General features: G+C 47.5%; 9 protein-coding genes. 7 read left to right on the forward strand and 2 right to left on the reverse strand.

Going from position 1 to position 13,376, the window contains the following annotated elements:
* Positions 1–138 precede the first annotated feature (138 nt).
* Positions 139–1,341, forward strand: a complete 1,203-nt coding sequence (locus QUA71_RS21605; protein WP_333288127.1) for a catalase — start codon at positions 139–141, stop codon at positions 1,339–1,341.
* 272 nt (positions 1,342–1,613) lie between these two features.
* Here QUA71_RS21605 and rpsD read toward each other — a convergent pair whose 3' ends face one another.
* Positions 1,614–2,222: a 30S ribosomal protein S4 gene (gene rpsD, locus QUA71_RS21610; RefSeq protein WP_333288129.1), complete on the reverse strand. Its 609-nt coding sequence runs from the start codon at positions 2,220–2,222 to the stop codon at positions 1,614–1,616.
* 196 nt (positions 2,223–2,418) lie between these two features.
* Between rpsD and QUA71_RS21615 the strand changes: the two genes are divergently transcribed.
* Together QUA71_RS21615 and QUA71_RS21620 are read left to right on the forward strand one after the other, a co-directional pair.
* Positions 2,419–3,048: a hypothetical protein gene (locus QUA71_RS21615; RefSeq protein WP_333288131.1), complete on the forward strand. Its 630-nt coding sequence runs from the start codon at positions 2,419–2,421 to the stop codon at positions 3,046–3,048.
* Positions 3,049–3,146: 98 nt separating this feature from the next.
* Positions 3,147–3,494 (forward strand): rhodanese-like domain-containing protein, encoded by a 348-nt coding sequence (locus QUA71_RS21620; RefSeq protein WP_333288133.1) that lies wholly within the window; start codon positions 3,147–3,149, stop codon positions 3,492–3,494.
* 91 nt (positions 3,495–3,585) lie between these two features.
* Here QUA71_RS21620 and QUA71_RS21625 read toward each other — a convergent pair whose 3' ends face one another.
* On the reverse strand, positions 3,586–5,310 hold the full coding sequence (locus tag QUA71_RS21625) for an AAA-like domain-containing protein (protein WP_333288135.1): 1,725 nt from the start codon (positions 5,308–5,310) through the stop codon (positions 3,586–3,588).
* Positions 5,311–5,610: 300 nt separating this feature from the next.
* Between QUA71_RS21625 and metK the strand changes: the two genes are divergently transcribed.
* From metK to QUA71_RS21645, 4 genes are all read left to right on the forward strand, one after another.
* On the forward strand, positions 5,611–6,873 hold the full coding sequence (metK, locus tag QUA71_RS21630; protein WP_333288136.1) for a methionine adenosyltransferase: 1,263 nt from the start codon (positions 5,611–5,613) through the stop codon (positions 6,871–6,873).
* 203 nt (positions 6,874–7,076) lie between these two features.
* The gene (locus tag QUA71_RS21635; RefSeq protein ID WP_190663140.1) at positions 7,077–8,252 is read left to right on the forward strand and encodes a family 10 glycosylhydrolase; all 1,176 of its coding nucleotides are present in this window, start codon (positions 7,077–7,079) and stop codon (positions 8,250–8,252) included.
* 456 nt (positions 8,253–8,708) lie between these two features.
* Positions 8,709–10,625: a HEAT repeat domain-containing protein gene (locus QUA71_RS21640; protein WP_333288139.1), complete on the forward strand. Its 1,917-nt coding sequence runs from the start codon at positions 8,709–8,711 to the stop codon at positions 10,623–10,625.
* A gap of 500 nt (positions 10,626–11,125) precedes the next feature.
* A complete protein-coding gene (locus QUA71_RS21645) occupies positions 11,126–13,165 on the forward strand; it encodes a HAMP domain-containing sensor histidine kinase (RefSeq protein WP_333288141.1) in 2,040 nt (679 codons plus the stop codon).
* Positions 13,166–13,376 lie beyond the last annotated feature (211 nt).

A 13,376-nucleotide genomic window follows, 5' to 3' on the forward strand; every position in this document is an offset into this window, starting at 1 on the left:
AAATGAGGAATAAAAAGGCGATCTTTTCGCAAGCGCTCGCCTACGGCAATTCGGGAGCAATTGCACCAGCAGCTATACTATTTAACAGAGGCAACGGTTTGTGTAGAACCTTTTTTAGCGATTAACCGAAGGTTATTTATGAGCAAGAAGTTATTTACCGAATATCCCGAACAGGACGAACGCAAATACTACGATCTTTTGGTTGAGCAGGCCAAGCTTCGGATGGATAATCTTTACGGGGATAAGGAGCGGGCTCTGCGAGATACTCACGCCAAAGCTCATGCGTGCGTTAAAGGAACTCTGGAAATTTTTGACTTTGATGAGGAAGCGATTAAACGGGAAGTGGGCAAACGCGCTTCGTTAACTTCTTCGCAACTGAATGCGATTTCCATTAAGCAAGGTTTGCTAGCAAAACCCAAAGAATATCCTGTTTGGTTGCGATTTGCTAACGGGGCTACCAAAGTATACCCTGATTACCAAAAAGATTCGCGCTCAATATCAGTGAAAGTGATGGGGGTGGAAGGGGAACGACTCCCGCAAAGCCACGAGTCAAAAACCCAGGACATCATTGTTCACAATTCAGAGATATTTGTGAGCCAAACCATCAAAGACTACTACGGCTTTTTTTCTGCTCTGGTTGAATCACCAGAGGCATTGAAAAAGTGGCTAATCCGACATCCCAGACACTTTCTAGCAGTCTCGACGCTTACGGGTAGCCGGACTCCGAAGAGTTTGCTAACAGCCAAATATTGGAGCGGTTCACCCTCTGCTTTGGGTCTCCATCCCGATTTCGATCCCTCCCAGCCTGGTCTAGTTCCTGTCGAATACCCTGCTGTAATTAAGTATGGGTTTACTCCGGTTTCATGCAAACCACCGCACGAGATAATTCCAGAACAATCTCGACCGGGAATTCCTAAAATTCCCTTTGTCGATCGCGCTAAAGCCTTGGGTTTAGATCCCAATCAACCAGACAATTATTACCGGGATGACCTAATTCAAGCCTTGGCGAAACCTGACGCTCAATACTGTTGGGATTTTGGCATTCAGTTCCAAACCAGCCTAAAAATGCCGATCGACGATGGCATCAATGTCTGGAAGGAAAAGGAATCACCCTTCTTGAGAGTAGGTCGTCTCACCGTCAAGCATCAGATTATTGATTATGAAAAACAATCTGATTTCAACGAAAACCTGAGATATTCTCCCTGGAACGGCTTAGCAGTTCATCGTCCAGTAGGTGCGATCAATCGGATACGCGGTGTTGTTTACCCCGTTGTAGCGAATTATCGCCTTCAAAAGCGAGGTATTGTCCACCAAGAACCAACCGGAGAAGAAACATTTTAAGGGAATAATTTGAGGCTGGGACATCATTTAATGCCATCAGGCAGGTGTCGTCTGAGCAAATGGCAACTCAAAGAAGTTAACAAGCCAAACCTTCAAAAAATCCCATCCCTTTTTAGGGGGTGGGAGTCTTGAAAATTATTAATTTTTAGTGCTCAGTCCTTAGTCCTCATTATTCAGTAGCAATTAATCAATAACTGGGTTCGTACCCAATTATTAATTATTCTGCTAGCAACCAACTGATGACTAATGACCAACGACTGATGACTAATAAATTAGGCTTGCCGTGAGTAGTATTCCACCACTAGCAGTTCGTTAATCTGTAGAGCAATCCACTCGCGTTCGATAACGCCGTTAACTTTGCCAATTAGTTTTTGCTTATCAAATTCCAAGTGATTGGGCAAGTGAGCCAACCCAGGGTCTTTGAGATTAGCTTCTACCATTGCGCGCGAGCGCTCTCTATTTTTCACCGCAATCACATCACCAGGCTTGCACTGATAGCTGGCGATATTGACTTCACGGTCATTGACAGTTATGTGACCGTGATTTACCAATTGTCTAGCGGACGGAATGGTTGGAGCCATTCCCATCCGAAACACAGTATTGTCCAAGCGCATTTCCAAAAATTGCAGTAACACTTGACCTGTGGAGCCCGTGACACGGCGGGCTTTGCGGACGTAACGGAGCAGTTGGCGTTCCGTCACACCGTAATTGAAACGGAGTTTTTGCTTTTCTTGCAAGCGAACCGCATACTCAGAGAGCTTTTTGCGGTTTTGACCGTGCTGTCCAGGCGGATAATCTCGTCTGGGAGTTTTGCGGGTTAGACCCGGCAACTCTTTCAGGCGACGGACGATTCTCAATCGGGGGCCTCGATATCGAGACATTTATTTTCCTCTCTAATATCTGTATGCAATTTTATGCAGACTCTATATTATATGTTGGTAACGGTCAAAATTCCAACAAAGATCGATAAAAAAACGATCGACCGGAGGGCGATCCATAATGTGCGGTAAATTCTGAAGGAAAAGCCGATCGCTCGATCGCCCCAATCAGCCAAAAAAACTCACTACTCGATCTGCCATGCACAACCGCAATTTTTCCCGCACTTCTTCCCCAAAACCAGCACCGACAGGCTCAAGCCCTACCGGGCGCTGGATTTTGGCTCTCGGCACGCAGCTAGCAGCACTTGGTTTGTTGGCAACAGCACTGCCAATCTCACCAGCATCAGCCATCACTATTAGAATCCCTCGCAATAGGAATCCCTATCGCGTCTGCGCCCTGGAACTAATCGAAGCCGGAGTGGGGGCCGAGGCTGCCGCCGCCGCTTGTGCTGACGCCCTCCGCCCCCGCGACATATCTAAATGCGCCCTCCAAATCAACCGCAAAACCAATATTTCGGGTGTCGAAGCGCTCTCTAGCTGTCGGCGGGTGAGGCGTCCCAACGAATTGGCTACTTGCGTAGTGAATATTAACGGCAAAAGTCGAACTCAACCTGCGGCTCCCCTGGTAGTGCTTGATGGATGCCGCCGCAGTTTATTGCCACAACAGTTTGCTGAATGCGTAGTCGGTTTGAGCGGCAGGCTCGACTTTGCCACTGAGCGGTTAATCGCCACTTGTCTTGACCCCAGGGACAGCGTGAGCCAGTTGGACGGGCGCCCTGCACCTACCCCTCCTGTGGAGCTAATTCCACCGCCTTCGCCCCCCAATTAATAACGGTTGACTGTTAACGGTTGACTGTTGACTGTTGACTGTTAACTGTTAACTGATGACTGATGACTAATGACTGATGACTACTTTTTCCTAATCAAATGTCAGAAATTTTTGCTCAAATTACAGTCCAAGAATTAGCTCGCCAATTAGCAGAAACCAATGCTGATAAATTGCAGCTTGTAGACGTGCGGGAACCTTACGAAATTGAACTCGCGGCGCTGCCGGGATTTGTAGCTTTTCCGCTGAGCGAGTTTGCCGAATGGTCTGGTGAAATTGACGCTAGACTCGATCGCGACACAGAAACCCTAGTTCTGTGCCATCACGGAGTGCGATCGGCTCAAATGTGCCAGTGGTTAACCGATCGAGGATTTACCAACGTTAAAAATATCGTTGGTGGCATCGATGCTTACTCAATGGTGGTCGATCGAACCGTCCCCCGCTATTAACCTCAAATCCAGTTCTTAACTATGTTTTTTTCAGAGTCCGCGCAGGCGGACTTTGTGTGTGTATAAATCGATTATATTCCCTCGGAATGAGCTAATTCACAGCAGCCAATCTAAAATTTAAAAGCGTACTCATAGTGAGCCGATCGCGCCCCTGCCTTTTCGAGTCATAAAGAGCCTCATCAGCCGCCAGTAGCAGCGCTGTCGCATCATTTTCCTCGCTCGGAACAACGCTGGCAATTCCTAAACTAATCGTTACCACAGAATTAGGCAGACCGTCAAGACTCTTCGGGTTAAAAACAATATTCAAATCTTTCACTTTCGCTCTAATTTGTTCGGCAACAACCACAGCCGCCGACGCATCAGTTTCAGGTAAAATCACAGCAAATTCCTCGCCCCCGTAGCGAGCAGCTACATCAGCAGGACGCTGGAGCGATCGGCGAATTGTCTGAGCTACCAATCGCAAACAATCATCGCCTGCTTGATGTCCGTAGGTATCATTATATATTTTGAAATAATCGAGATCGCACAAAATTAAGGATATCGGAGACCCCTCGCGAGCCATGTGTTCCCATTCGGTTCGCAAGCAACTATCAAAATGCCGTCTGTTACCAATTTGAGTAAGTTCGTCCACATTCACCAAAGCTTGCAGCCTTTGATTTTCTTGCTGCAACTGCTCAAAACGAACCACCGACCACTTGTCCTCGCACAAATTTTGCCCTTGAAAATACAGGCGATATAATTCGCAAGACAAACTACAGTTATTTCCCTCTAATTTGACCAGTCCCATGCTGTCTAACTGATAAGCCATCAAAGGTTCGAGAGGAATGCTATTTTTAGCATCGACAACTTGTTGGAATGCGGAGGCGAGTTCGGGCTGCTGTTGAATGGCGATCGACTGATTTTGCAAGTAGTCGCTATAAATTCCGCTGTGAGTAGGAGCTGCTGTTAACAGTTCTGCCAACTCGGCTCGCCCCACTTCCTCGGCCGGTTCCTCCCGATCGACGGACAGGCGATTTTGCAGCAAAATTGCCAGGTGATACAGCGCTAAATGCACTAAATAAGGATGCCCGCCTACCATGTTCATTAATTGCTGTATCGGATCGCGATCGCTCCAGTTTAGTCCGTATCTGCCCGCCAAATCTTGGACTTGTTCAGCCGTAAATTCTGAGATTTTAATCGGCATTCCTACATTAAATGGAGATTGATTAACATTCAAAGCAATATAATTTTCTGTTGAATGAATGACAACGGTGCGGAGTTTTTGCCAAATTTTGCTAGCGCGACCTTGTTCGTACCAAAAACGGATGACCGACAGAAAATCTTGAGCAATATTGGTGTGTTCAAATACTCGATTTATTTCGTTGATAACCAAGACAATGGGACTGTCAATTTGTTTGAGCAAATAGTTTTCAAAGTAAATAGTGCAGCTTACCTTGCTGCCCATATCTTCATCCCAGAATTCATCAATATTTGGTTCTAGTTTGAGTTGCCGAGCGACATTGACACAAAGCCAGCGCAAAAATTTATCTAAACTACCCAAAACGGCTGTGTCGGCTTGCTGAAAGTCTAAAGTTACTGTGCGGTATCCACGATCGACTGCCGCGTCAATTATCCGCAGCATCAGCGAACTTTTGCCCATTTTTTTGGGAGCTTTAATGCGAACAAGGCCTCCGGGTTTGCTAATTTCTGCACAGGCCAAGGCTTCGGCCCCTGAGCGCTCAATATAAAATGGAGAGTCAAGCGGTATGGGGCCGCCGGGAAAATCTAGCTCGGCAACTGTTTGGATGGAGTTTGGTGATTTTTGGAGTCCTGCCATAGTCCTTGCACAAGGCGATACCCTGACTGTATCTTAGCTTTGTCAGGTTAGGAGATAGACGAGCGGTGTCCAAGATCGATCGACCATCCTACAAAATCTAAGTTTTTAGGGACTTCCCGGAACTGACTTTGCTATAGTAGTGTCACTTTACCCAATCTCAAACCCTGCTTCAACACTTCTCCAGACCGACAAAAATTCGACGGTAGCCCAGACGCGATCATTCTTGGCCTTTACCGGAAAAATAACTCGTCGGTCGTAGATGTCGTGCAGGAAGAGTCCCCATCAAAGGAGAAATAATCATTGTCACGTCGCTACCTGTTTACCTCTGAATCGGTCACTGAAGGCCATCCCGATAAAATCTGCGATCAAATTTCAGATACGATTTTAGATGCCTTACTGACTGAAGACCCTAAAAGCCGCGTCGCAGCCGAAGTTGTCGTCAACACCGGCTTAATGCTGCTGACTGGCGAAATTACCACTAAAGCTCAGGTAAATTACATAGAATTAGCCCGGAAAAAAATAGCCGATATTGGCTACATCCACGCTGACAACGGCTTTTCGGCCAATAGTTGCTCAGTGTTGGTGGCTCTTGATTCTCAGTCTCCCGATATTGCTCAAGGGGTGAACACAGCCCACGAAAGCCGGGAACAATCGAGTGAAGAGGAATTGGACGCCATCGGCGCTGGCGACCAAGGTTTGATGTTCGGCTTTGCTTGCAACGAAACGCCGGAAATGATGCCTCTGCCGATCAGTTTAGCGCACCGGATTTGCCGTCAACTGGCAGCAGTCCGCAAAACTGGTCAGTTATCTTACCTGCGTCCCGACGGCAAAAGCCAAGTTACAGTCATCTATGAGGACGGCAAACCTGTTGGCATAGATACAATTTTAATTTCTACGCAGCACACCGAAACGATCGGCGACATCACAGACACAGCCGCAGTTCAAGCCAAAATCAAAGAAGACCTTTGGACTGCTATCGTCCAACCTGTGTTTGCCGATATTAGCGTGAAGCCGGATTCAGAAACTCGCTTCCTTGTCAACCCCACCGGCAAATTTGTGGTCGGCGGGCCTCAAGGAGATTCGGGTTTGACGGGCCGCAAAATTATTGTGGATACCTACGGCGGCTATTCCCGCCACGGCGGCGGCGCTTTTTCTGGGAAAGACCCCACCAAGGTAGACCGCAGCGCGGCTTATGCTTGTCGCTACGTTGCTAAAAATATCGTAGCGGCTGGTTTGGCCGAAAAGTGCGAAGTGCAGTTGAGTTATGCGATCGGCGTTGCGCGGCCGGTTAGCATGATGATCGAAACTTTTGGCACTGGAAAAGTTGATGACGATCGCCTTTTGGAAGTTGTGAAGCAGCTTTTTGAACTGCGTCCTGCGGGCATCATTCAGGCATTTAACTTGCAGAATTTGCCTGCTGAAAGAGGCGGTCGTTTCTATCAAGATGTGGCGGCTTACGGTCACTTCGGGCGCACTGATTTAGATTTGCCTTGGGAGGAAACTGATAAGGCGGAACTTTTGAAAGAAGCTTTGAGCCAGAAGTTGTCTGGAGTAGCTGGATAGTACAATTTTGGGGTGCGCGCAGCGCACCTTATCCATAAATAATATCGGGTGCTACCAATCAATGTAGGGTGCGTACTCCGCACCTTATCCATAAATAATATAGGCGGTTCTTCGGCGCATCTTATCCATAAATAATACCGGGTGCTACCAATCAATAACGTAGCGGATTCAGTACCCACCTTCAAAGAAAAAAAAATAAATAAATGCGATTTTTCACACCTTTTCAATCAGCAATTCGCAGTTTTGTCTCTTCCCTCCAACAGCGGTTGGGGACTACTGGATTTTCTGCACCAAATCCCGCAACGCTGCCAAGTTCGTTTGCGACTAACAATCCTGGTGGAATTCGCGGCGTTTGGATAACCACCACTGACTCCAAAGTTCTCACATCAAAAGAGCGAATTGCTGAGGCAATGGACTTTCTCGCCGATACGGGATTTAATACCGTTTTTCCTATAATTTGGAGCCAGGGTTATACGGCTTATCCTTCTAAAATTATGCGAGAAAAATTTGGGGTGGAAATTGACTCGCGCTATCAAGGTCGCGACCCCTTAGCAGAAATATGTGTTGAGGCCAAGAGAGCGGGTTTAAAAGTTATTCCTTGTTTTGAATATGGATTTGTGAGTTCTTACAATCGCAAGGGCGGTCATTTGCTGGCGAAAAAACCTGAGTGGACCGCCCGTGATGCCAGCGGCAATTTACTTAAGAAAAATAACTTTGACTGGATGAATTCTCTTGACCCGGAAGTGCAAGACTTTGTGCTGGGGTTGATGCTGGAAGTTGCTAAGAATTATCCGGTAAACGGAGTTCAAGGAGACGATCGCATTGCGTTTCCGGTAGAAGGCGGTTACGACGAAAAAACGGTTAAACGCTATCGAGAAGAATGCGGTAAAGCAGCGCCGTCGGATTGTAAAGAACAACATTGGTTACAGTGGCGTGCTAATATTATTACTGAGTTTGTAGCTCGTTTACACCGAGAAGTGAAAGCTATTAATCCTGATTTGTTGCTATCGATGTCGCCGAGTCCTTATGACTGGGGACTGGTAGAATATTTGCAAGATTCTAAAGCTTGGGTTGACAAAAATTTGGTGGATCTGCTTCACCCGCAGTTTTATCGTCGCGATTTTAATGCTTACAAACAATTGGTCGATAAAATGATGTCGGGACAGCTTAGCGGGCAGCAAGTAAAGTGCGTGTCGCCGGGTATTTTGTTGACGAATCGAGGTAGCAAATATAGCATAACTCCCGAGCTGTTGTTGCAAGTAATTGCTTACAACCGCTCTCAGGGCATTCAAGGAGAAGTGATGTTTTTTTACGAAGGTTTGCGAGATAACGATAACGCTTTGGCTAAGGTTTTGAAAAAAGGGCCCTATGCTCGTTGAGAGATTGTCCCGCAATCAAGCTGTTTCCGGTTGGCTGCGGTCAACCCCGCCGATCGCTATTTCAAACCAAGTTGGTATAAAATAAGACGTTGCACCATTCTCAATAAGCTTTATTAACAGGCAAGATGCCTGTTCCACAAAGGGTGAATTTTATTGTGGAACAGGCATCTTGCCTGTTGCTGACAATGGTGCAAGATGTGAGTATAAAACGATATAGCAGAGTTAGGCTATCTCAAAACCCAGCAATGCCAAGCAGCGAGCGCTACTAATTGTCAAGGTGATTGCCCAAACAAACCCAATAATTAATAATTGGGGAGTTGCAAAAATAGTGGAATAAGACATATTTTAGAAGTGGTGCAAGCTTTTTTTAGAAGTAGCGTTTTGTAGACGCCATATTTTTTAAAGACAGTTTAAAAGAGCAATCTCAACCGCTCGCCAAAATATTAGGATAAATCAGTGACCTCAGCAGCAAGCCTCATCCAACAGCTACCCGAGCTCAGCGATGCTCAATTCCATCAAAAATATTTGAAACAAAAACAAGGGATGCACACCTTGGCGACTATATTGCCGCAAGTAGAACAGCAAAGTCTGGCTTTGCGGGCAGTAAAATTAGCTCTAAAAGTAAATTTAAAACTCGGCTCGAAGCTAGCAGGAACGGTAAAGCCAGAATTTCAAACAGCTACCATAAAATTAATCGAAAAAATCCCCACTTCGCCGCTGCTCAAAATTCAACTGCTGGCCCTAACAAGTTCCGATCGGGCAATTCCGATGCTGGTGGCCGCATTGAACCACAAAGAAAGTGCCGTGCGCCTTCATGGGATTCGAGCGATCGGGAAAATCGCCTCCGAAGCAGCAGTAATTGAATTAGCCCGATCGCTCGAATCCAAAGATTCCCAAATCCAAGCTTGGGCTGCTTGGGCTTTAGGAGAAATTCACTCGAAACCAGCCGCCGTAGCACTGCTCAAAGCCATCAAGCACCCAGAGTCCAAGGTGCGCGCCTGGGCTGTTTGGGCCTTGGGCAAAATTAACCCGAAAACAGCCGTTCCCGCGCTGCTCAACGCCCTCAAACACCCAGACTCCGAGGTGCGCTGGCGGGCGGCGGTCAACTGCGGGAAAATCGGCGTCTCGGAGGTAGTTCCGGGGCTGCTGAATGCCCTCAGAGACGAAAATCACATCGTCCGCGCTAGGGCGGCGGCGGCTTTGGGGAAAATCGGCGATTGTGAGGCAGTACCCGGCTTAGTAGAATTGCTTCACGACGATCCCGACTCCTATGCAGTTTCTTTGAGGGCCGCCGAGGCCTTGGGACAAATCGGCACGGAAACGGCTGTGGCCGGGCTGGTGCAAGCCCTCAACCATGACGACTCAGACGTGCGCGGCAGTGCAGTTTCTGCCTTGGGGGAAATCAGCAGCGAGGTGGCTATGGTGGCAGTAATCGGCTCGCTCTCGGATCGAGATATTTTCGTGCGCGGCAGGGCGGCGGTTGCCCTCGGGAACATGAATACAGAGGGAGATGCGAAATTGCAAAAAATGGTGGTCGCGGGACTGGCGAGCGCAATTGCCGACAGCGAATCTTATGTGCGGTGGAGAGTTGCTGCTGCTTTGGGGGAAATTGGGACAGAGGAAGCTGTGGCAGGTTTGGTGCGGCTGCTGGGAGACGAAACTTCTGGAGTGCGCCAAAACGCTGTTAAATCCCTAGGTCAAATTGGCTCAACGGCTGCTATTTTAGCTCTGGAAACAGCTTTAAATCGCGAATTTGCTGACGTTCGCGCGCTGGCTGCCCAATACTTGGCGGATGTCAGCACTCAGGCAGAAACAGTTGATTTTGATCCCTCTGTTTCCCCAGATTTATCGGGTGAAAAACTGCCGAAAATCCTGATTGGTTCGCAAGCAGAAGCCAGCGAATACATTGTTGAGCGCCCTGCGCGACGCGAGATTAAATACCTGATCTCGATCGGCAGTCCGGGTGTACCCGAACCCAAAACTTTCGATCAAATCGCAAACCGAATGTGCCTGGAGTTTAACGACCTCGACACCCCCGTTAACGACCCCGATCAAATCTTGCCTACCCTTGAGGATGTACGGAAAATTATTGACTTCGCCCTCAAAATGTCGTCCCCCAGAGGCAGTTTGCTCATCTGCTGCCAAAGTGGGATCAGCCGTTCAACGGCTACAGCTTTGACTGTTTGTGCTGCGCTGTTGGGTCGCGGCAAAGAACGGGAAGCTTGGGCGTTAGTGCTTGCCGCCAGACCCCAAGCCAAGCCGAATCGCTGGATGGTACACTTGGCCGATGAAGCTTTGGGTAGAGACGGTAAGCTAGCACTGGCGATCGAATTGACCACCGCAACTCCAGAACTCGCAATCGCTAACAGTTGACTCCCAGAAACCGGGTTTCTTTTCACAAGCCCTACAGTTATACTCAACTAACGACACTTCACCTCAGACTTGTCTGTGCGGGGCAACGATGCCAAAAGTCGATCGCCAGGGTGCAAAAGTTCGATCGGCTCCTGCATTTGTGACATTCTGTGCTAGAAAGTCGTCGGATGATCAACAAAAACCGTCAAGCAATCGTCGCATTGCTGGCAGCAAAACTCCAAAGCTGAGGAATCGGGTGCATTGTCAACAGACAATATCAGCTTGGGGGAGCTCGCAGGCCAAACGCATCAGACAGAATTTTCTGCCTGTAACATTCCACGCGGGGATAATTACACTGCCAGGATAAATTTTTCTTTATTTTGCCTGCTGCTGACCTTGACGAGTCGAAAAAGTAATTTGGCAACAGCCATCAACAGGGTAATTATCTATTAGACATCAACCGAATTTAAGTTTCTCCTCTGGCTCGACAAGAGTTTCAGATGCTTTTTCGCAGATGTCTAATGGAAAATAGACAAGCTTTTCCGTTTGGAGAACTTAAGAGCGTGCTAGATTTTAACAGAATACAGTGGTTGCATATGTCAAAAATTAACTTGCTCAAAAAAACAGGGAACGAAGCAAGTTTATCGGTTGCCGTTTGGGAATGCCAGGGCGAGTTCAATTCCGAGTTAGAACCATTTAACCCGCAGAAACAACCTGTGACCCCGCGAAAGGTAAACCAAAAAAATAGCAAGGTAGGTAAACTGATGCCGCTCTTTATTTCTGAACAGGTCGGTTCTCTAGAAACCGCACAAAAAAACATATCCAGCCAGGATTTTGTAGAAATATCATCCTTAAAAATCCGCAAAATGTTGCCATCTAAAATTGGCGGTTGGTCTATCCATAAAAAAATTGGCGGTGGGTATTTCCTGGCAATAGGAATCGGATTTATTGGCTCCATGAGCGGGCTGGTGATTGCCGATTACTACCAAGGACAAGGATTAAAACAATTCAATGACGCTCACTTACAAGCGCAATTGCTCGGTAATTTTAAAGATGCAGCGCTGGCGGCACAATTGCAGGGAGCGCAGCTAGATTCTTTTGTAGATAATTCCGCCATGCTGGAACTGCAAGAAGAGCAGTTTATCAAGAGTATTGTTCAGGCAAAAGAGCTGCGGTTGCGTATAGAAAAGTTTGCCGACAGCAAACCTGCTTGGCAGGCAGCAAAGCCGGAAGTTCTCAAAAGTTTACTGCAAGAGTGCACGGAAGATTTAGAATCCTACGCCGATACTCTCAAGTCAACTTTGCAGCAAATCCAGCAATCGCAACTGTCACCTCGGGAGATAGAGTCGGCCAGAAAATTGTTGGCGACAGAAAGCGGAGAAGGTGTAAAACAGCTCAACAGCAGCCTTGAGAAATTGAGCAAAATCCTCTATATTGCCCAGCAGCAAGAGGGGCAAGGCGGTGAAGTGATGGAGGAAGCTCAAGGCATGGAAAAAGCCATCATTATTATTAGTATGCTGCTGTCGGTAGTGGTAGCCGGAATGGTGGCTTACCAAACGAGTCGGGCGATCGCCAAACCAGTCGTGAGCGTCACTCAGATTGCCGAAAAAGTCGCCGCCGAGTCGAATTTTGATTTGCGAGTCCCCGTCACCGGACAAGACGAAATAGGCTCATTAGCTGCGTCTCTCAATCACCTGATCGAGCGAGTTTCCCAACATACTAAAGAATTAAAACAAGCTAAGGAAGCCGCCGTCACCGCTAACACTGCTAAAAGCCAGTTTTTAGCAAATATGAGCCACGAATTGCGGACGCCTTTAAATGCGATTATCGGCTACAGTCAACTACTTTCAGAAGATGCCCAGGATGCGGGATGCGATGAGTTTGTACCCGACTTGGACAAGATTCAGAAGGCGGGCACGCACCTGCTAGATTTGATTAACGATATCCTCGATTTGTCAAAAATTGAAACGGGGGGTATGAAACTCGAAATCCAGGAGTTTGACATCGAATCCCTGGTTGACAATGTTGCGTGTGCCGCGAAACAGTGGGTAGAGAAAAATGGAAATGTTTTAGAAATAGAGTGCGATCGAACTGCGGGTATCATGCACGCAGATTTCAAGAAAGTGCGGCAGGTTTTGATGCACTTGCTGAATAATGCTGGTAAGTTCACCAAAAACGGCAGGGTTAAACTGAGTGTCAGGCGCATTGAAGGAAGCGGAAAATTGAATACAGCAGATCGATCGGCGATTGACGATTCAATGCCTGTCGATGAAACTCATGCTGCGGCGATCGCTTGTCCCCTACTGAATGTTGAAGAGTCGGATTGGATTTGCTTATCGGTTAAGGATACCGGAATTGGAATGTCGGAAGAACAACAGCACAAATTGTTTGAAGCTTTTGTGCAAGCTGACTGTTCAACAACGCGACCTTACGACGGCGCTGGATTGGGGCTGACACTTAGCCGCTACTACTGTCACATGATGGGCGGGGAAATTTTGGTAGAAAGCGAAGAGGGAAAAGGGTCTATTTTCACTGTCCGCATACCGGCGGGAAATGGGTGATGTGATGTTTGGGCGAGAGATTTAGGGGGTAGGCAGAGGGGCGAAAATTTAGGTTTCAAACCTCTGGCGGTATGTCCCCATGCTTTCATCTTGTCACTGGGGGCGATCGCACTCGATTAATTGCAATCGATTGTTTGCCCAGTTTAAGCAGCACAAGCCGCTTGCTCCTGAACTCCAACCTAAGTCTATGCCAATAAATTTCATTTAGTAT

The sequence above is a fragment of the Microcoleus sp. MON1_C5 genome (genome assembly GCF_036701875.1).
Lineage (GTDB): Bacteria > Cyanobacteriota > Cyanobacteriia > Cyanobacteriales > Microcoleaceae > Microcoleus.